General features: G+C 42.9%; 17 protein-coding genes and 1 pseudogene. 3 read left to right on the top strand and 15 right to left on the bottom strand.

Annotated elements, in window-relative coordinates:
- Positions 1-12 precede the first annotated feature (12 nt).
- A complete protein-coding gene (locus ID12_RS06690) occupies positions 13-786 on the bottom strand; it encodes an IclR family transcriptional regulator (protein WP_017358564.1) in 774 nt (257 codons plus the stop codon).
- Between the two features lie 143 nt (positions 787-929).
- On the opposite strand from ID12_RS06690, the gene ID12_RS06685 reads away from it, so the two are divergent.
- Complete coding sequence (locus tag ID12_RS06685) at positions 930-2,291, top strand: hypothetical protein (RefSeq protein ID WP_050826920.1); 1,362 nt, start codon at positions 930-932, stop codon at positions 2,289-2,291.
- A gap of 40 nt (positions 2,292-2,331) precedes the next feature.
- Here ID12_RS06685 and ID12_RS06680 read toward each other — a convergent pair whose 3' ends face one another.
- The 7 genes from ID12_RS06680 to ID12_RS06650 all read right to left on the bottom strand — a co-directional run bounded on the left by ID12_RS06680 (position 2,332) and on the right by ID12_RS06650 (position 10,251).
- Positions 2,332-3,642, bottom strand: coding sequence for an MFS transporter (locus tag ID12_RS06680; RefSeq protein WP_050826919.1), 1,311 nt, complete (start codon positions 3,640-3,642; stop codon positions 2,332-2,334).
- 45 nt (positions 3,643-3,687) lie between these two features.
- Entirely contained in the window at positions 3,688-4,890 is a 1,203-nt protein-coding gene (locus ID12_RS06675) for a CaiB/BaiF CoA transferase family protein (RefSeq protein WP_008342089.1), read from the bottom strand.
- A gap of 87 nt (positions 4,891-4,977) precedes the next feature.
- The gene (locus tag ID12_RS06670) at positions 4,978-5,358 is read right to left on the bottom strand and encodes a cupin domain-containing protein (RefSeq protein ID WP_008342095.1); all 381 of its coding nucleotides are present in this window, start codon (positions 5,356-5,358) and stop codon (positions 4,978-4,980) included.
- A gap of 23 nt (positions 5,359-5,381) precedes the next feature.
- Positions 5,382-7,142, bottom strand: coding sequence for a thiamine pyrophosphate-binding protein (locus ID12_RS06665; protein ID WP_050826918.1), 1,761 nt, complete (start codon positions 7,140-7,142; stop codon positions 5,382-5,384).
- Positions 7,143-7,180: 38 nt separating this feature from the next.
- Positions 7,181-7,954 carry a type I 3-dehydroquinate dehydratase gene (aroD, locus tag ID12_RS06660; protein WP_050826917.1) on the bottom strand — a complete coding sequence of 258 codons (774 nt, stop codon included), beginning with the start codon at positions 7,952-7,954 and terminating at the stop codon, positions 7,181-7,183.
- Between the two features lie 9 nt (positions 7,955-7,963).
- Positions 7,964-9,397, bottom strand: coding sequence for an aldehyde dehydrogenase family protein (locus ID12_RS06655; RefSeq protein ID WP_050826916.1), 1,434 nt, complete (start codon positions 9,395-9,397; stop codon positions 7,964-7,966).
- Positions 9,394-10,251, bottom strand: a complete 858-nt coding sequence (locus ID12_RS06650) for a citryl-CoA lyase (protein ID WP_080987775.1) — start codon at positions 10,249-10,251, stop codon at positions 9,394-9,396. Before ID12_RS06650 ends, ID12_RS06655 begins: the two co-directional genes overlap by 4 nt.
- A gap of 1,421 nt (positions 10,252-11,672) precedes the next feature.
- Between ID12_RS06650 and ID12_RS06635 the strand changes: the two genes are divergently transcribed.
- The gene (locus ID12_RS06635) at positions 11,673-12,251 is read left to right on the top strand and encodes a hypothetical protein (protein ID WP_123768169.1); all 579 of its coding nucleotides are present in this window, start codon (positions 11,673-11,675) and stop codon (positions 12,249-12,251) included.
- 45 nt (positions 12,252-12,296) lie between these two features.
- On the opposite strand, the pseudogene ID12_RS19505 reads toward ID12_RS06635, so the two are convergent.
- The 3 genes and pseudogenes from ID12_RS19505 to ID12_RS06620 all read right to left on the bottom strand — a co-directional run.
- A pseudogene (locus ID12_RS19505) lies at positions 12,297-12,793 on the bottom strand (transposase); the annotation flags it as partial.
- Positions 12,794-12,899: 106 nt separating this feature from the next.
- A complete protein-coding gene (gene nadE, locus ID12_RS06625) occupies positions 12,900-13,721 on the bottom strand; it encodes an ammonia-dependent NAD(+) synthetase (protein ID WP_007498287.1) in 822 nt (273 codons plus the stop codon).
- Positions 13,722-13,916: 195 nt separating this feature from the next.
- Positions 13,917-14,513, bottom strand: coding sequence for a DUF1989 domain-containing protein (locus ID12_RS06620; RefSeq protein WP_008342104.1), 597 nt, complete (start codon positions 14,511-14,513; stop codon positions 13,917-13,919).
- A gap of 82 nt (positions 14,514-14,595) precedes the next feature.
- Between ID12_RS06620 and ID12_RS06615 the strand changes: the two genes are divergently transcribed.
- Positions 14,596-15,945 (top strand): amino acid permease, encoded by a 1,350-nt coding sequence (locus tag ID12_RS06615; protein WP_050826911.1) that lies wholly within the window; start codon positions 14,596-14,598, stop codon positions 15,943-15,945.
- Here the strand turns inward: ID12_RS06615 and ID12_RS06610 are convergent.
- The 4 genes from ID12_RS06610 to ID12_RS06590 all read right to left on the bottom strand — a co-directional run bounded on the left by ID12_RS06610 (position 15,940) and on the right by ID12_RS06590 (position 19,652).
- Positions 15,940-16,698 (bottom strand): YqcI/YcgG family protein, encoded by a 759-nt coding sequence (locus ID12_RS06610; RefSeq protein WP_017366569.1) that lies wholly within the window; start codon positions 16,696-16,698, stop codon positions 15,940-15,942. The two genes, ID12_RS06615 and ID12_RS06610, sit on opposite strands and share 6 nt — an antisense overlap.
- A gap of 505 nt (positions 16,699-17,203) precedes the next feature.
- Positions 17,204-17,590 (bottom strand): UPF0715 family protein, encoded by a 387-nt coding sequence (locus tag ID12_RS06600; protein ID WP_050826910.1) that lies wholly within the window; start codon positions 17,588-17,590, stop codon positions 17,204-17,206.
- A gap of 119 nt (positions 17,591-17,709) precedes the next feature.
- A complete protein-coding gene (locus ID12_RS06595; RefSeq protein ID WP_008342111.1) occupies positions 17,710-18,339 on the bottom strand; it encodes a LysE family translocator in 630 nt (209 codons plus the stop codon).
- A gap of 125 nt (positions 18,340-18,464) precedes the next feature.
- Entirely contained in the window at positions 18,465-19,652 is a 1,188-nt protein-coding gene (locus tag ID12_RS06590; protein ID WP_050826909.1) for an MFS transporter, read from the bottom strand.
- Positions 19,653-19,683 lie beyond the last annotated feature (31 nt).

Genomic DNA, 19,683 nt, shown 5'->3' with positions numbered 1-19,683 from the left:
AGATAGGCATTCTTAAAAATTGTGTTTGACGACGTAACCGAGCTGTTCGGAGAGCTTCTCGGCATGCTCTTTCACTTTTTGCTGCAATTGAGGGATGACATCTTCAGTAAATCGTTGGGTCGGTCCAGAGATGGATAAACATGCCTGCACCTCCCCATGAATGTTAAAGATCGGTGCCGCCACTGCCGCCGATCCGACTTCCCGTTCATCAATACTGCAAGCGGTATGCGTTTCAAGAATATGAAGACATTCTTTTTGCCATTCCTCCATCGTCATGTGATCAGCCTCAGACGCGAAAACTTGCTGTTGAAACTCTTCGCTTTGGAAAGCAAGCAGCACCTTTCCACCAGCACCAGCGTATAACGGCAGCTTCTCACCGATTTTCACAAGATGCCGAATCGATTGCAGCCCTTCGGCTTGTTCAATACATACTCTGCTTTTGTGATCGAGCACATACAGGTTGACGGTTTCCTTTGTTTCATCACGAAGTGTGTACATGAGCGGTTTTGCCAGTTCCCTCAATTTGATGGACTTCCCAGCAATATAACCGAGAAGATAAAGTCTTTGACCGAGCCGGTACTTCATCGTCTCTTGGTTCTTTTCCACAAAATGATTCATTTCAAGTGCCTTGAGCAGTCTCGTTGTGGTAGACATTGCTAAGTTCATCTCTTTTGAAATGTCCGTTAGCGTCAGCTCTTGACGTTCTTCGCTAAAGCAAGAAAGAATATCCAAAGCGCGCTGAACGGTACGCAATCCTGATTCTTCTTTTGACTTTTTATCAGCCATGTTCACTTTCTCCTTTTCCCCTTTGATTTCTTATCGACATGATTAACCAATTTTGCTATAATCCATTTTAAATGTTCCATTAAAAGAAAACAAATTCCACTGTACGGAATAAAACCGATAGATGTTTTGATGGAGGAGATATCATGATCTACCTGCTCATTTTCACACTTCTTATTAGCTTATACATCGTTCATCAACTATTCCCTGCTCCCATTCTCTCCTATTTGGTTGGTCTGCTGGCGGCTGCTTCGCTCATCATTTCCTTTAAGAAGGCAAGTGGGCTTTATTTGAAAACGGGTGCTATGTTTCTCTTGATTGGATTGGTGTTATTTTTCTGGTCAGAACAGCCTTTGCATACGCTTTTCCTTCATTTTCATTCCATGCTAGGCTTGCTTTCTTTATTTTTCATGTTGCCATTTATTCATTCTCTCATACATGTTGGACATTTCGATACTCAATTAAATAAACTGCTTACCTTACATACAACAAGTACAAATCAGCTTTATCGCAAGAGTTCATTTGTCACTCATGTTCTTGGCATGTTTTTAAATATCGCAACGATTCCCTTATTATATACATCCTTGAAACCGTCGCTGAACGCCCTTCAGGAACAAGTCAAACAGCACCTTTATACGCGCAATCTTTTAAGGTCATATGCGCTATGTCTTAGCTGGAGTCCTGTCGAAGTACTGGTGAGTGTCACCATTGATGCAACCAAATTGAAATATTATCAGATTGCACCCGTTACCTTTTGTTTAATGGTGCTTGTGCTGTTGACGGATTGGTTGCTGTTTTCTCGTCAAAGCAAACGATTGCCGCATATCATCCAGCCGGCAGAAGCTCACTCCAACCCTCATCGCATCAAGAGAAAAACCCTTCAGCTTGCTTTCATGCTGCTCAGTTTTATGACAGTCGTTTCGCTTGTTGACGCCTGGATTGGAAAAGGTTATCTGTTCGCTGTTGTGCTGACGATTATTCCTTTCGCTCTATTATTCTCGTCTATCATCAAAAAACGAAAACAATATGTAGCTGTCTCTATTCCCCATTGGAAAGAACGAACCCGTCAGCTCTCCAATTATATGTGTCTATTTTTAAGCGCGGGCTTCTTTGTCGATATGCTGCTTGTCACAAACAGCCTGCAGCCGATTCAAGCATTTATCGTCAGTATATCAGATCATGCCATTTGGGTTTATGGGGTCATCGGGCTGTATTTTCTCATCACCGCTCTTTGCGGTTTTCACCCGCTCGTTTCGCTTGCTCTCTTAGTGAGCTTGATGGCACCTGTCATTCATGAACTACCTGCCCTTCCCATCGCCATCATGCTCATTATCGCTGGAACCTCAACGGTCATGTTTAGCCCATATAATGTATCTGTCTCCCTATTAGCCGATTTGATGAAGGTCAACCCTTACCGAATCACTCGATGGAATATCTGGTTTGCTGGTTTTTATATCAGCATGGGTATCGCATGTGCAACGATCATCACCGTCATCTTTTATTCATAGAAAAAGAGAACCCAATGAGTTCTCTTTTTCTTGCTCTCTATTATTTTAATTGAATCCGCTCAATCTTACCTACAATAAAGATATACGACAACGCTCCCCCTAATGCCACTAGGCTGACGAATAAAATACCGCCGTTGTAAGAGCCTGTCGCCGATACAATGAATCCGATGATCAGCGGGGTGATGATGCCGGATAAGTTAGCAAAAAAGTTGAATACGCCGCCAGCCAGCCCTACCATTTCTCTTGGTGCCACCTCAGACAGCATGGTCCAGGAGATATTAGACAGTCCTTGTGCAAAGGAAGCGATGGATAAAATGGTCAGCACAAGCGGAATATTCGTTGTAAAATTCGCTAAAACAATGGTACTTGTCAGAAGCAAGCCGACCACAACCGGTAGCTTTCTCGCTATATTGACCGATACACCCTTTTTAAGCAACCAGTCAGACACATAGCCTCCAAACAGTACCCCAAAGAATGCAGCAATGTATGGCAGAGATGCCGCAAAACCCACTTTGAGAAAGGCCATATTTTTCGCCTCTGCTAAATAGGTCGGAAACCATGTTAAAAAGAAAAAGAGGGTAGACGCAACAGAAAATTGACCAATATAGAGTCCAATCAATTTACGATATTTTAAAAGTGCGGCAAAGTCTGCCCATTTCAATTTCTCCTGTGATGCCACTGTCAGCCCTTCGCCTTGACGGATCAATTCTAACTCATCTTCATTGATCTTCGGATGCTCTTTCGGTTCGTGATAATACTTGTACCAAAAGAAAGCAAATATAATACCGAGCGCACCAGCAGTGATAAAGACGGTTCTCCAATCGAAAGTTGTCATGATCCAAAAAAGAAGAGGTGTCGCAAATGCAAGCCCCACATACTCTCCAGCGGTATAAACCCCTGTTGCAAATGCGCGTTCACGCCTTGGAAACCATGTGGTCACAATGCGATTATTCGCAGGAAATGCGGGAGATTCTGTAATTCCGATAAACAAACGGCAGCCAAATAAGAAGGCAAAGCTGTTCGCAAACGCCTGTAAACCGGTGAAAATAGACCAAGTAATGAGTGATATTCCATACGTTACCTTTGATCCAAACTTATCAAGAATAAAGCCGCCAGGGATCTGCATGGCTGTATAGGTCCAGCTAAATGCTGAAAAGATGAGGCCTAATAAGGCAGGGTTTAATTGCAATGAAGACTGAATCGCAGGTGCAACAATGGATACACTGGCTCGATCAATATAATTAATAGCGGTAATAAAAAACAACAGAATCAAGATGCCGAAACGAGCTTTTGTTGGTTTCGCATAAGTAGGCCGCAAGTCGTTCCCCTTCAGTTCTGAATGCACTTTCATAACCATCCTCCTTTGTTTCCGCAGCGTGCGGATCGGTTGAGTGTCTTAAATGACCCCTTTTTCTTCTAACTGTTTACACTCTTCTTCTGTGAAGCCAAGCATTTTCGTTAAAATTTCATAATTATGTTCACCTAAATCAGGCGCAATATGGCGAATACGGCCGGGGGTTTTTTCAAACTTCGGAATGATCCCAGGCACCTTCACTTTTCCAAGACGCGGATGATGCACCTCGACAATATTTTCTCGTGCTTTAAATTGCGGATGCTCAAAGATATCCCGAATGCTTAGAATCGGACTCACAGGCACACCATGTGTATCTAGAATGTCTAGGACGTCATCTCTTGTTTTGGACGCAATCCACTGCGAGACGATCGCATCCATTTCATCGTTATGCTTCAGCCTGGCTGCATTCACAGAGAATTTCTCGTTCTCAAGTAAATCTAAGCGATTCATCGCCTCTGCCAATCGATTAAAGGTCGAATCTGTACTCGTCACAAGAACCAAATAATGCCCATCCTTTGTCTCATAGGTGCCGGCAGGGCTTGAATGACCGCTTAACCCTGGTGAACGCTCACGCACCTTTCCTAGCTTGTCATATTCAGCAACCAAAAATTCTAACATGCGGAACACAGATTCATAGAGAGCCAAATCCACCATTTGCCCTGTTCCTTCTGGATGTGTGTCACGGTAATACATCGCTGTCACAGTGGCAAACGCCACATAGATTCCTGCGATATAATCCGTAAGGGAAAAGGAAGGGCTGACTGGATGCCGATCTGGAAACCCTTGAATATATGTAAAGCCGCTAAACGCCGTCGCAGGTGTACCAAATCCCGCCTTGTCCTTAAACGGACCGGTTTGCCCATAACCCGAAACACGAATCATAATTAAACGAGGGTTGATTTCTTTTAATACATCGTACCCAACGTCCCATTTTTCTAGTGTTCCCGGACGAAAATTTTCAATGATCACATCAACCTGCGCTGCAAGCTTTTTAAAAATGTCTTTTGCTTCTTCTTTGTGCAAATCGAGTGTAAGAGATTTCTTATTCCTTGAAAGCCCTGACCACCTCAAAGGTTCACCATCTGCAAAAGGACCAACATGCCGCAGTGTATCCCCTTTTCCAGGAATCTCGACTTTAATGACCTCTGCACCAAAATCCCCTAGAAGCACCGCGCCGTATGGTGCAGCAATCATCGTAGAAACATCTAATATTTTGATTCCTTCAAGCGGTGTATTCTTATTCATTGCTTGACTCCCTTTCATTCAATTGATAAAGGGCTAAAATGCTTTCTATTTTAGCCCCTTTTCTTCTTTCTCTCGTGCAAGGTTTTTTTAGTCCTTCGGAAGCTGCCCTTGCGGTGTATAGAGCCAAATCAGCCATAAAGGTTCGTCCCCTGTGTTCACATGCTGATGTGAGACACCATCTGGAATAAACATAAAGTCATTTTGTTTAAATGATTGTCTTTCTCCATCGCAAATGACTTCGCCAGACCCTTTAATCACATAATCAAATTCCTCTGAACCCGGGTGATTGTGTACCGAGCTTGCTTCGCCCGGCTCAAAAATAGTGAGACCTGCCATCATATGCTCTGACCCTACGGTATCTGGTGTTATCGTTTGAAACACTTTTCGAATCATTTTCTCTTCTGGATGATCTAAACCTAACCATAATGGATGACCGTCTTGAAATGGATTTAATACTTTAATTTTCATTGTTTATTCCTCCCTAGTAATGTTTAGTTCACACTGACATGTGAGCGTTTTGTATTTGGTGAATAAATATCATTAATGTTCCAATGTCCATCAGTAGGCACTGGATCATTTTTCATCGCTACATCAATGACACATGGTTCCTGAGAGGCGATTGCTCCAGCCAAAGCTTCTTTGAATTCAGAAGCCGCCGTAATTTTGATTCCCTTCATCCCATAACCTCTCGCAATGGCTGCAAAATCAGGTGAATAGCTTTCTCCATCTTTTCTAAAAACAGTGCCGTATGTCGTTTCATAGTGTGCCATTTGCAAGCCGGCGATCGTCCCAAACGCACTATTGTTCATCACAATCCACACGACAGGAATGTTTTCTTCCATGGCTGTTGCGAGAACAGATGGATTTTGACCGAATCCGCCGTCCCCAACAAGTGATACAACGACACGGTCAGGCTGGGCAATCTTTGCTCCAAGTGCAGCGGGAGCGCCAAATCCCATCGTCGCAAAACCACCTGGGGTTAAAATAGTGCCTGGCGTGTATACAGGAAATTGCTGTCCGACCCCATTTTTATTCCAGCCAACATCGGTTGTAATGAAAGCATCCGGCGGCAATACTTCTCGCACTTCCTGCAAAATACGCTGTGGTTTCATTGGGAAAGACTCGTCTTGAATATTCGTCAAATTGCTCTTCTGAAATTCCTCACGATATGCCGCAATGTCTTTTTTCAATTGAGGGCGATCCAGACCTTCTGGCAGCCTTTCTTTCGCCACACGATTGAGTACAGTCAACGCCTGCTTGAGATCTGCTACCGCTCCAATTTCAACAGGATAGTTCCGGCCAATTTCATTCGGATCAATGTCAATATGAATGAGCTTGGTTGATTGGAAATTGAACGTATACTCCGATTCCCACGAACTCGCATCTGCTTCAGCAAAACGGGTGCCTAATGCCAATATATAATCCGCTTCTTTACACTGATCATTGATAAATTTCGTTCCCCAAAATCCTGTCATGCCAAGGGTCATTGGATGATCATCCGGCATCGCCCCTTTCCCCATCAGAGAATGGGCAACAGGGATGCTCAAATGGTCAGAAAATGCCTTTAACTCTTCTGCTGCATCGGCTAGTAAAATGCCTCCCCCTACATATAAGAGCGGTTTGTCTGCCTGCAGCAATCGATCTAATATCCGATTCGCTGTTTGATCATCAATAGATGGTTTTTCAACGGTGTGTGTATGATGAGCGATTTGTTCAAATAACGACACATCTAAGTCTTTTGAGAACACATCCATCGGAACTGAAATCAGGACTGGCCCAGGGCGGCCGCTTTCAGCTAACTGAAACGCTTTTGATAAAATTTCTGGAAATAATTCTGGAATGTCGACTCGCCATGCTCTTTTCACAAATGGGCGATAAATTTCGTATTGAGAAGCATCGGAATGAAGATTGATTTCTTGGTGTGGGTGCTTTCCGTAGTAATGACTTGGAACATCTCCTGCAATGACAACCATTGGAATGGAATCGAGTGCGGCATTCGCTACGCCTGTTGCCGCATTGGTGAGTCCAGGACCTAAGTGACTGAGCACAACAGCCGTCTGTTTTTTCGCTCGTGCATAACCGTCTGCTGCATGCGCCGCTATCTGTTCATGTCTAACATTCACAAATTGAATACGGCTTTTTTCTAGGGCTGATAAAAAAGCAATATTCGTATGACCGCACAGACCGAAGATATGCTCAACTCCTCGATTTTCTAAATACTGAATGACCTGTGTAGATATATTCTTCTTCATGTTTCTCTCCTCTCACGGTGCAGCTATGAATCTGCTACTCACTGATTCTTTGAAAACACAATCGATAGAACGGCATTCAAATCCTGTATCGCAACTTGTCCAGGTGCCGAGCTTTCTTTCCCTACAGCAAAGGTCATGACAGACCCAAAGAGTCCACCTACCATTCTTGTGAAGGCACCATATTCTCCCATCGCCATCGAAATAACGGGGATGGACAGATGCTTTTTCGCCTTGCCTGTCGCAGAGAGCAGTGTCAGTGCATCCTCATAGGAATGCGGCATGACGGCGATCTTTGCGATATCGGCGCCAACCGATTCTGCATTGGTGAATAGCTCCACGAGCCGATCTGCCTCCGGGGTACGATGGAAATCGTGGTACGACACAATCAAGATGACCCCGTTTCTCTTAGCCGCCTGACTGACTTGCTGGATATGCGAGACATCATGCATTAATTCAAAATCAACGGCAGCCACAAGCTGAGTGGCACAAAGCTCGACAAGCAGGGAAACCTTTTCATCCTCTGAGAGTGAGATGCATTCGCCGCCCTCTTTTTCAGAACGAATGGTGAATAAAAATGGGATGCTACCTGCCTTTTCAATCATCCCTTTCAGGGTGTCGATGACTTGTTCCTTGTCATTGAGGTGATTGAAAAAATCCGCTCGCCACTCTATCACATCAGGTTTCTTCTCAGCTAACACCTCAACTTCAAGAAACAATTCTTCCTTTGTTTGTCCAATGAGCGGCGTACAAATCATCGGTTGACCGCCTGTCTGCGCAATCTTTACCTTTTGCTGAAAGATATTCACATCCATCTGCCCCCTTTATAGCCCATTTGGCAGCACAACCATTTTGGTTTCGGTCATCTCCTCGATGGCGAAACGCGGGCCTTCCCTTCCAATACCGCTTCGTTTAATTCCGCCATATGGCCAATGATCCAGCCTAAAATTCGATGTCCCATTGATGACAACGCCGCCAGTTTCAAGCTCTTTTGCTGCGTGTAACGCAATATCCAGTTGATTCGTAAAGACGCCTGCCTGCAGACCGTATCGACTATCGTTTGCTTCTTTGATTGCCTCATCCAGTTCCTCGTATGGAAGGACACTGACAACTGGACCGAACACTTCTTCACAGACAACCTTGGCTTGTTTTGGAGGGTTTAGCAAAATAGCCGGTGTGATGCTTGCGCCATTTCGTTGTCCTCCAGATAGAAGCTCGGCACCCATTTTCTCTGCCTCTTGTATCCATGCCTCCACACGTTTTGCTGCTTGTACATCAACCATACAGCCGATATCACTTTCACTAGACAGCGGATCTCCAACGACGAGCTGTTCTACTTTTTGTTTAAGTGTCTCAGTAAATGTCGACAAAATTTGCTTGTGAACATAAATTCTTTGAACAGAAATACAGCTTTGACCAGAGTTGCTAAAGCCCGTTTTAGCGCAAAGAGATGCGGCTTGCTCGATATCTGCATCATGATGAACAATCGTCGCTCCATTTCCTCCGAGTTCCAGCAGTACCTTTTTTAATCCAGCCGAGTTTGAAATATGTTCTCCGCCCACCGCACCACCAGTAAAAGAAACAAGATTGGTTCTTTCATCAGTGACTAACTGTCTGCCGGCGTCTACTCCTCCAATCACAAGCTGCAGGCTCTTTTCAGGAAACCCTGCTTCAAGCAGGAGCTTAACAAACGCTGTGGCAACAGCTGATGTTTGCGGTGCTGGTTTTAAAATAATCGCATTCCCTGCCGCAAAAGCTGGACCGATTTTGTGACAAATTAAGTTGAGAGGCGCATTAAAAGGCGTAATCGCCAGCACAACCCCAACCGGCACTTTAAATGTCATCGCCATTGCTCTCTGTCCACGGGAAGATACATTGCCAGGAATGGTCTCACCGATTAGTCGATTGGCTTCTTCGGCTGACTGCGCCAGCGTTTCAATTGATCGTGAGACTTCATCTCTTGTATTTTTAAGCGGTTTGCCTAATTCTAAAGAAATGAGTTTTGCAAAATGCTCTTTTTGTTCTTCCAATAAGGCGGCTGCCTTTGTTAGAAGCGTTGAACGTTCTAATGCTGATATTGCCGCTATTTGTTTTTTAGCTTGCTGCGCAATAGAAAGCGCTTGTTCTATATCTTCTGAGGAGGCAAGATAGGATGTACCGATCATTTCCCCAGTGTATGGATTGATAATGTCTTCTTTGACATGGTTTGCATCCAGCCATTCGCCGTTTATATATGACAACGCTTTCAATTCACTCAAATTTTCTCACCCTCCTTCAAGTGACGCGTCCCGACCCCCGCATAACGAACCAGTCTTTCTTCATTCGGACAAGGGCCTTTCACTAGGGCACCTTTTGTCAGCTCTTCATATGCATGCGCCACGATGCCCATTCCTCTGGATAAGGAAAAGATGCCTTTTGCCGCTTCAGCTGGAATGTTTAATTCACATTGGATCGCAGCAGATACACCATCTATGTTCATCGTGATTTTTTTCCCTTTTAATTGTTCTAGTTCATGTCTAATCGCCTCAGCTAACCGTAAGTACGTTCCGCTGATATCACCTTGTTGCACATATGTTTGACTCAGCTCATACAGCCGTCTCACTCTCGGATCATCATCATGCAGCTGATGACCGATTCCTGGAATTTTTTCCTTGCGAGCTAACCACGTCTGACATACTTGCTTTGCAGCAGACTTCATATCTTTTTGTGCATCATAAACCGCTTTGGCTTCGTATAACATACGCATCGCCTTTTCTCCGGCTCCGCCATGAATATCACCTAATAGATTCACCCCTGTTGCAACAGAGGAATTAAACGAAATGCCGCATGTAACCGCCATTCTTGCCGCTGCAATAGACGGTGCCCTTGGCCCATGATCCGCACCTGCGACCAGAACACTTTCAAAAAGAGCTGCCTTCGAATCATCTAGTAATTCACCAACAAGCAGTAAATAAAGCATTTGTGGATACGACAATTCACCAATAAGCTCTTCAATTGGATAGCCCCGAAGTTCAATTGAATTTTTTTGAATATGACTAATCTCAGTCTCCCACCAAGCGCCTCCTTCTTTGTATATTTCCAGTGCACTTCGATTTTTCATTGTGTGAATCATTCCTTTAGCCACTTATTTGGAGATGAACGACTCCTTTTATTCCGTCTAGTGGAATTCAATTTCACTTTTTGGAATGTGTTTTCATTGTAAGCGCATTCGTTTTTATCGTCAATCATTTTTTCTGAAAATACTGTCTTTTGATGAGAAATTAAGTGAATCGAACTAATTATTTCACCACTTATTATTCAATTCATCCTTTATTTAGTCAAACAGACTTATGTATATCGTTCTACTAATTAATGAACCATTTTCGATTCATTCTGTCAAATTCAGCTGAAATTTGACATAAAAAGGCCCCTCCATCTTCTGGAGAGGTCTCAGAACGAAAAAACACATTTAAAGCCCTTATAAGCGTTTTTGACACACCACCCCTACTTTTAATACCTAAACAAAAAAAGCGATCAGAACCAAATCTGAGCGATCTCAACTGAAATTTTTAAGTAAGCCTCTATGTGAGTGTTAAAATCTCTTGATTTCCGTCAAGCGCCTTTCAAGAAGCAGCCTAGCTCTTTCTTTTTCGTTTTCGTTCCTCATTAGCTTTGATTAAAAACAAAACTGAAACACCTAGAATGAGAAACCCTATCTCAAACAGGTTTATTCCTACTTCTACCTTCACATGCTTCACCTCCGCAGTGACTGGATTTTATCACAAAAAAAAATCCGTCAAAATGAAGCACTGAATAATAAAAAAAATGCTTGCGGACACCGCAAGCAAAATGGAATTTTTCAACAAAAACATAATATTTTTTTTTAAAAAAAACAGGCTCTCCAGCCTGTTCATTAGCGATAATTGACAATCTAATTCTTCTCTATTCGAAATTTCTCCTCCCAATTAAAAGAACCTTTATTGCGGACACCGCAACTGAAAAATAAAATTCCCACCATATTACCAATTATATAGAAATAAATGGTAGCATTGGAATGTATCAAAGAAAGTGAGTGATTTTTATAAGCCCATGTCTCTTATGACTCTTTATGCAACCATTTTTTAGACTCTCTTATGATCCCCCAAAATAGGAACCTGTACAGAACTACAAGCAAGAAAAAAGTATAAACAAACTCAAAGGGAGAGAATGGTTCATAATCAATTAAGTATGCATTAATAAACACTATTACCAAAGAAAACAATTCCATCAAAGAATCTATAAATCTGTTTTCTTTGAACACGTCACTTGTCTTTTTGAAATTAAAGATGTCTTTAATTTCCCCACTGGAAAGTCCTTTGATTAAAGCTAACCCTATCAAGTACACACCAAAAGACATCTCAAAGGAAAAACTCAACATTTGTGTGATTACACAATAAATCAAAGTAAATAAGAATAAATACATTTTATTACTCTCCTTAACCTCTAAGTATTCCACCCCAATAGAAGGAAATATCATGTATGCGTTACCCCAAAAAACAAATAGGAGTGGCACGTATGTTTAAAAAATTTCTAGTAGTGTTATGTGTGCTTACTATTACATTTGGTTTCTCTTCTCCAATGATTAGTCATGCCAGTCAAGGTAATAATGAGACCCCCCCAGTCAGTGTAGATCAAAAACAATTGGAATTAGCAGAGAAACTATCTAATTTCTTTGAATTAGATGCGGATGGAAATATTCATTTTACAGCTGATAAAGAAACCCTTATGGAAATGGGAATTTCAGAACACGACAGTCTACTAATAACTTCAATGAAATCAGAAGAATTTAGTTTTGAAGAGAATGAGAAAAAAGGTGACATGCAGACATTAGGTTTTGTAGGTTTACACCTCAAATTAGGACCGAAAGTTAGAAGCATGAATGCCATAGTAGCAGGTGGATTTGCAGCCGGATATATCGGTTGGTACACAAGTCGAATTGCTGCTGCTGGACCATGGGGTGCTGGAGCCGCTGCGGCTATTACTGCTGGAACTTCTGGTGCTGTTGCATGGGCAGTTAAAAACAAATATAAGAAAGTTGATGTAGGCGTAAATATTATGTTTATTAATTTAGCATATACTGTAAAAATACCTTAAAAATTACTGTTAAGCAACAATAAATAAAAAAGGCCTCCCACAGACCTAGCCTAGCTTGGCTAGGTCTGTGGCAATCTTTTTCATGTTCTGGCACGTAGCTGTGAGGAGAACTTGCACACTCACATTCTGTTTTCCCCTCAACCAACAGTAGCGAAGCCCATGCAGTTGTTTTGAATCTGCAAAGCTTCGCTCTATTTTTTCTTTTCTCTTTTTATATATTTTTTTCCAGAGATAGACAGACGATTTTGTCTAATCTTTTCTTCTTGTTCCTCCCATACATGTCTTGAGATCACTTTTTGATAATTTTTCGATCTTGTACAGCTTTCAAGGAAAGGACAAGAAACGCATTTTTTAGGGTCTGATTTATAGTACCTATAACCTTTTCGGTCAGTTGTCGTATATGATAGCTTTTCACCATTTGGGCATATGTAATGATCATGTTCAAAATGATACTGGAATTTCCTCTTGTTCGATGAAAGCGTCTATGTGCGATGACACCAGAAATGCGGCGATCGGATAAATCCTTTACAGATTGATGTTGTATCTCTATTATAAAATTTGGATATGGAAACTTTAAGGAAAAAATAAAGCTGTCGAGATTTTCTCGACAGCCTGAAACCCCTCCATCTTCTGGAGAGGTCACTTATTTTATTTCCACCAGTCATCAAACATAGAAGCTGGCACTTGACGTTTATGTTCTGATTGAACATAACGTTTTTCAATCGCTTCTGCTGCTTGATCTGAAACTGGTTTTCCTTCTAAGTAATCATCAATTTCATTGTACGTAATACCAAGTTCTGTTTCATCCGTTTGCTGAGGCTTGTCATCCAGCAGATCGGCTGTCGGTTTCTTTAAGTATAATCGCTCCGGCGCCTGAAGGGTCTCAAGCAGCAACCGTCCTTGGCGTTTCGTTAAACCTGTGAGCGGAAGGACATCTGCACCGCCATCCCCATACTTCGTGAAAAAGCCCGTCACAGCTTCGGCTGCATGATCCGTTCCAATGACAAGTAAGCCTTCCTGTCCACCGACGGCATACTGTGCGATCATTCTCATGCGTGCTTTGACGTTCCCTTTATTAAAATCAGACAGCGCACCGCCTGTTTCCTTTTGGTATTGTTCACTGAATGCCGTCACGGCAGGCGCGATATCATATTTCCAAGACTTGTCCGGCTGAATAAATGATAGAGCCAGCTGCGCATCGTCTTCATCTTGCTGCGTGCCATGCGGAAGACGGACTGCAATAAAGACAGCATCCTCTTTTCCTTCTTGACGAAGCTCACTTACAGCGAGCTGAGCGAGACGGCCGGCAAGCGTTGAATCCTGTCCGCCGCTAATACCGAGAACGAATCCTTTTGCACCGGTCTTTTTCAAGTAAGCCTTTAGAAATCCAACCCGTTTTTCGATCTCCTGCTTTGGGTCAATTGAGGGCTGCACATGCAACTCTTGGCTGATTTTTTTCTGCAAACTCATACACTTTTCCTCCTAAGCATCCTCTACATGAAGAGAACAGGTTTTACTTCCATTTCAATTGATTTACCTACGATTTTAGCCACTTTATTATATCATGTTTTGATAAAGGATATTTTTTAGACGTTCCCCTTTTTCATAAATGATCAAACATTCACAAACGAAATAGACCTAGCCGCTTTGACTGGTCTCTCCTTTTCAATCGATCTCCACTCGGATGGATGTACAGCTTGAGCCATTGCATTTTCCAATGTCGGCAGGACATGCAGACACCGCGACAATGAGGTCCATTTCTGCACGCAGGCGGATGTAATCACCGGAGAGCGATTTTGGCAGCTCGACAGACAACTTTCCTTTGTCATCAATGACTGTATTCATAAAGACATTAAAAGGATAATACATATCCTCTTTTGGAATCCCGAATGGCTCAAAGGCCGTCCTGAGATTATCGTAGCATGTATGCATGACCTCTAGGTGCGTACGCCCATATAAGAGCTGATACATTTCTTGCCGGCACGCAGGCATATATAAATCATGACATTCAACTGTATCTTCAATGACCGTAAACATTGGTTTATATAAATTAGAATAAAGCTGATCTCCCTTTTTCACCTTGGAAGAGAATAGGCTGTCCATTGTAGCGCCTTGATCAAATTTTTCATAAAAATCCTTTTCATGATAGGCCATCACATCTGCTACTTGCTGCCCTTCGACATCAACCACTCGCATACATTGTCCTTTTCCTAACCGAAAACCAAGCCCATCCTTTGGTAAAATCACGTATTCTCCGTTCATCACATGCACTCCTTTCCATGTTGACAGTATGCCCAAAACGTCCTCTTGATCATGTATAAAAAAAAGAGGCGGTCACAAGCTAATGCTATTGAATCAGAAAGGTGTTGCACATGCATTGAAAGAAGAACAATCTTTATCTTGGTGGCAGCTTTCTCTTATCGGAGTCGGCTGTACAATCGGCACTGGTTTCTTCCTTGGTTCCAGCATCGCCATTACAAAGTCCGGTTACTCCGTCTGCATTTCATTTTTGCTTGCGGCAGTCGGCACATATCTCGTCTTTAAACACCTGGCTGCGATGACAGCCGAAAACCCAGATAAGGGATCATTTTGTTCCTATGCCCGAAAAGCCTATGGGCGCTGGGCGGGTTTTAGTAATGGCTGGGTGTATTGGTTTTCAGAAATGCTCATCACAGGGAGTCAGCTGACGGCGATTTCTCTTTTTACTCGTCACTGGTTTCCATCCATTCCACTATGGGTGTTTTCAGCGATTTATTCCGCTCTTGCCCTGCTTGTGATTATCATTGGGCTTTCTTCTTTTCAAAAGACGGAAAATGTCCTTGCCGTGCTGAAGACCGGGGCGATTCTGCTGTTTATGATTCTTGCGGTTCTTGTTTTATGTGGCATTCTCACAGAGCATAGGCCCACCCTTCATCTTCCAAATAAAGACCACGAATGGATGCCGCTCGGTCCGCTCGGTTTATGGAATGGTCTAATTTATGCGTTTTATGCTTTCGGGGGGATTGAAATCATGGGGCTGATGGCGGTTCATTTAAAAGACCCGAAAGACGCCGCAAAATCTGGACGTGTGATGCTGATCATTCTTGCTGTCATTTATATCGTCTCCATCGGACTTGCGCTTTTGCTTGTTCCAGTGACAGCCTTTAACGAGAATAGCAGTCCATTTATTACATCACTGGAGCCATTTCATTTATCGATTTTCCTTCATATTTTTAATGGCATTTTCATTATTGCGGGGTTTTCCACATTGGTTGCCTCCCTCTATGCGGTCACAACACTGCTTGGCACGATGTCGGAGCATCAGGATGCACCTGCTTGTTTTAAACAAAAAGAACCATCTCATGTCAGATGGTCTTCAATTCTTTTAACTGCTACAGGGTTGATTGTCTCGATTTTGCTGGCACTCTTTTTGTCCAAACACATTTACGAGCATCTCACAACGGCAGCCGGTTTAACTCTTTTGTACACATGGGTGTTTATTCTGCTTTCAAGCAAAAAGCTGTCAAAGCCATCCACTCGCCAAACGTGCGAAATGGTTCTTGCCCTGATCTTAATTGGTGCAGCTGTTTCAGGTACTCTGACAGAGGCAAGCGGACGACCTGGCTTTTTTATTAGCCTTGGAATCATTGCTGTCATTGGCATCATGGTACTCTTTATGAGAAAAAAGTGGAAACAGGATCAGGCCGCATCATAATTTCATCATGTTTTTTAAAGCAGTAAATGGACATTTGGCGGAGGCTGGTTTCTCCGCCTCATCATCTGAGAGAAAGTATTGTTTCCATTCTAAATTTTTCTGATCCCCATACCATTTTAATGCTGGGTGTACATCTACTTGATCATACGCCTTCAGCCTCTTCCGAACGAGTTTACTCATTTTTTGACCAAATGTGGTGGAACCGTTCATCTTTTCAAACACCCACCTTGGTTGAAAGGCCCACATCACATAAGGAAAGTGACGACTTTTTCTTAGCTTATGCGCTGGTGTCGCACATAAAATAAAATAAGGCTCCCCATGAAAACAAAATTCCCATTCATGATTTTCAGGATCTGATGGAATTTCCTCTGGCCATTTCATTTCATCCTTTTGATGTAATTGCTGAACCATCGACCAAAACTGCTCCTCATACTCTTCGAGCGAATACTCCTTCATATCCTGCGGTGTTTCAAAAAAGCAAATGAACGAAGCATATTGACCGGTTTCCCTAGAGCAGCTTTGGTATTCCCTTAAAAGCTCTGCTAATTCATTCACGGCCTCTTCTCCCCGCGGATCACCGACAAATCCATAACGCAAATGATCGAGAAAAAATCCTTGTCTGCCTGGTACACACGGAAATGTATCTGCCTCATCCCCGACCATTTCTCCAAACTGTGTGAAAGCATCCTGCTTCCATTCATCTAGTGATCGTAGATTTTGATCAAGGCAACTTTTTGCATACAGCTGGGCCATTTTTTTCCACCTCGTTTTAGCGTCTTCTCCATAGCCTATGAGGAGGAAAAAGCTGTGGTGACTGTCCTTCAACGACTTTCACTGGACATTCACAAGGTGGTTGATTTGCCGGATGAAGCAGGAATTCACTTCCATTTATCTAATCATGTATGAGTATGCTTCTGCATATCATCATTTAGCCGCCTCTATCTAATAGAGTCGGTCATCATAAAAGAAATGGGTGAATGACATGCGTCTTCTTTTTCTCCATCCGATGTATCTGATCTTATTTACACTACCAGTGATGGCTTTCCTTTGGGGATTTGTTGGTTATCTGCTATTTAAACGGATATGGCCTGTCCTCATATTAACGTCCGTGATCTCGATGATTTTCATCTTCGTTTATACTGGATTTGACCTTAGCAATCTATACTGGGTCCTTCTGATGACGGCTCTTGCTTTTGTATCAAGCGGATTCTCGAAGGTCATACACGTTCATTTTCAGGAGAAAAAACGGGAAAAACCTTTATGATTGATTCTTCTTCTTTAAAAAGACTGAATCAAGCAGCCAATAAATAAAGGCCGCGCAAAAGCTAAATAGATAAACTTTGTAGCTAATAAAGACGACAACACCATAATCAATCCATAAAGCAAGCGCCGAACAAACCACCCACGCCCCGATAAAATAAACCAATAAATCACGGCGCCGAAACTTCTCAGGATGACGGTGTAAAACCATTTGGATAGGTGCAGCAAATAGGACATAAGCGATCAAAATAAAAAGACTGGTGACCTCCACATAACTGAATCTGGATTCAGGTGGGGCAAACAACATGGTATAAACGAATGTCGCTGTGATCACAGACAAAATCAGCATACACACATAGTTGAATGCTGGCAGGAACATACGCATGGCAAAAACTCCTTCAATTTTATGTATCTTCCATCATTATTGAAGAGTGTCCTATTATTGTCAAATATGAAAAAGGGCTAAAATGATTTAGATTTTAGCCCTTTTTCTTATCAACCATTCTATCCAATGAGCGCCATGATCCCTTGATATCCAAAGTAAGCACCGAAGCCGAGTAAAGAGAGACCTGCCAGAACGGATAAGCCGTGCAAAATCCGTTCATTTAAATATCGTCTAAACGTACTGGCGAGCAGCGCCATACAGAAATCCCATAAGAGCATGCCGATGAAAATAGCGATGCTGTACATCAGCATTTGAGATGCCCCGTACTTTTCAATCGTATTGGCTAAAATACTGCCATAGATCCCAAGCCAAAATAATATACTAAGCGGATTGGAAAGGGAAATAAAAAATCCCGTCATGAACGAATGCCCGATCGACGTGTTTCCTCCGTCCTTCTTTGGGCTTTCATGCAAATTGATTTTACGAAGGCTTTCAATACCGGTATAGGTCAGAACGAAAAAGCCGAACAGCCACAAAAAGGTTTTCACAAGAGGTGCAGTCAAAAGCTGGGCGACACCAAAATAGATGAGGATCATATAGACAATATCCGCAGCCATAGCCCCCACACCAAAAATCCAAGCGTGCCAAAATCCACTTTTAATCCCTCTGTCGATTTGGGCTGCATTGACTGGCCCAACAGGCGCTGAAAGTGACAACCCTAAAAAGATATAACCAAAAAACACCGCCACATAGACGTCCTCCTTTTGATGCTGACTTGTACATGTTATTCACGCTTTCGTTGTTTTAGTACAAGTCCTTCGTCACCTTTTCTGAAGATAAGCTATACAAAAGGAGGAGCCACCAGATCAGCTGCTTATCGATCGGCTTTCATCGCCGGCGGCTGTGTGGGTATGGTTTCTTTTTTCCGAGATCGATTCATTTGAATGGCAGCCGCAAAAAGGAGAACAGCTAAAAAGGCGAAAACAAAGACGGCGCTTGCCGCACCTGCCCACTCAAGGCTAAACCCAATCAAAAAGGACAAACAGGCTCCACCTAAACTAGCGGCGGCAATAAAATAACTCGTTGCCTCGTCGATGGCATTTTCAATCATTAATGCAGAAGCCGTCAAGGCAATGGGGAACATGCCAGCTGCGCACAGACCGATGAAAAAGATAAGAATCAGCTGCGCAGCGATGTGGGTGGCTAGAGCAAATACGGCGAGCAGCACAATCATAAGTGCTGCACTTAGTTTTAAAAAACGCAGCGGATGCAGCTGATCGGCTTTTCTCGCAATGACAGTTCTGCCAATGACGATCGCTGTCCAAAAAGTAGAGACCGCAAAAAGACCCCAGTTGTCTCCCCCTTTTTCCAGCATGATCGACGGTAAAAAGTTCGCAAAGTTCGTTTCAATTCCTGCGTAGAAAAACGCAAAACAGATCATAAGCACCACAATCATTCGATTCCCTCGATCAAACAGCAAGGACGGTTTCTTCATGTCTTGAACAGGAGCCGCCATCTGCCCACGAGGGAGTTTATTCATAAAGGTAAGCCAGAGCATGAGAAAAAAAGTCAGTGCACCGACTTGAAATAAAAACACATAATGCCACGTTTCCTCTGTCACAGTCAGCAGAATCAATAGAGGAAATAATAGCGCACCTAATCCAAAAAAGACCTCCATGATGCTGATTCGCTTTGCACTGTTTGCCATTGAAATCACATACGCCCCGGCCGTCGTCTCAAGACTGCCTGCACCGCTCCCAAGGAAAAAACCTGCCACCACAAGAATCGTCCAACCTGGCACCAAAAGGCCAAGAAGAAGCGCTCCGATCATCAGCAGCAATCCCATCGTCAAAACAGCGCCGTAGCCTTTTTTCCTCACAAGAATGGGCGACAAAAGAACGCCTGTCAAAAAGCCAATAAACTGAAAGAAGATTAAAGAAGATAATTCCCCAGGACCCTTCTCATAACTAGACAGCAAATAAGGCGTTAAACTGCCAAAAAACACATGAATGGTCCCAATAAAAAAATAAAAGATACAGCCAAAATAAAACACCTTTTTCATCTTTTCACTTCCTCTAAAAAGGAGCGGAGTC

Origin of the sequence: Bacillus altitudinis (assembly GCF_001191605.1) — a bacterium.
GTDB lineage: Bacteria > Bacillota > Bacilli > Bacillales > Bacillaceae > Bacillus > Bacillus altitudinis.
The sequence above is the reverse complement of the archived record's forward strand: the minus strand, read 5'-3'. Positions and strand labels throughout refer to the sequence as shown.

What these genes read in the sequence shown, in the direction of transcription:
- aroD (WP_050826917.1), bottom strand. Translation starts at nt 7,954, where the DNA reads ATGGATGTGAATATCTTTCAGCAAAAGGTAAAGATTGCGCAGACAGGC.
- ID12_RS06670 (WP_008342095.1), bottom strand. Translation starts at nt 5,358, where the DNA reads ATGAAAATTAAAGTATTAAATCCATTTCAAGACGGTCATCCATTATGG.
- ID12_RS06615 (WP_050826911.1), top strand. Translation starts at nt 14,596, where the DNA reads ATGCTATTGAATCAGAAAGGTGTTGCACATGCATTGAAAGAAGAACAA.
- ID12_RS06685 (WP_050826920.1), top strand. Translation starts at nt 930, where the DNA reads ATGATCTACCTGCTCATTTTCACACTTCTTATTAGCTTATACATCGTT.
- ID12_RS06650 (WP_080987775.1), bottom strand. Translation starts at nt 10,251, where the DNA reads ATGATTCACACAATGAAAAATCGAAGTGCACTGGAAATATACAAAGAA.
- ID12_RS06620 (WP_008342104.1), bottom strand. Translation starts at nt 14,513, where the DNA reads ATGAACGGAGAATACGTGATTTTACCAAAGGATGGGCTTGGTTTTCGG.
- ID12_RS06635 (WP_123768169.1), top strand. Translation starts at nt 11,673, where the DNA reads ATGTTTAAAAAATTTCTAGTAGTGTTATGTGTGCTTACTATTACATTT.
- nadE (WP_007498287.1), bottom strand. Translation starts at nt 13,721, where the DNA reads ATGAGTTTGCAGAAAAAAATCAGCCAAGAGTTGCATGTGCAGCCCTCA.
- ID12_RS06610 (WP_017366569.1), bottom strand. Translation starts at nt 16,698, where the DNA reads ATGGCCCAGCTGTATGCAAAAAGTTGCCTTGATCAAAATCTACGATCA.
- ID12_RS06665 (WP_050826918.1), bottom strand. Translation starts at nt 7,142, where the DNA reads ATGAAGAAGAATATATCTACACAGGTCATTCAGTATTTAGAAAATCGA.
- ID12_RS06690 (WP_017358564.1), bottom strand. Translation starts at nt 786, where the DNA reads ATGGCTGATAAAAAGTCAAAAGAAGAATCAGGATTGCGTACCGTTCAG.
- ID12_RS06600 (WP_050826910.1), bottom strand. Translation starts at nt 17,590, where the DNA reads ATGCGTATGTTCCTGCCAGCATTCAACTATGTGTGTATGCTGATTTTG.
- ID12_RS06590 (WP_050826909.1), bottom strand. Translation starts at nt 19,652, where the DNA reads ATGAAAAAGGTGTTTTATTTTGGCTGTATCTTTTATTTTTTTATTGGG.
- ID12_RS06675 (WP_008342089.1), bottom strand. Translation starts at nt 4,890, where the DNA reads ATGAATAAGAATACACCGCTTGAAGGAATCAAAATATTAGATGTTTCT.
- ID12_RS06680 (WP_050826919.1), bottom strand. Translation starts at nt 3,642, where the DNA reads ATGAAAGTGCATTCAGAACTGAAGGGGAACGACTTGCGGCCTACTTAT.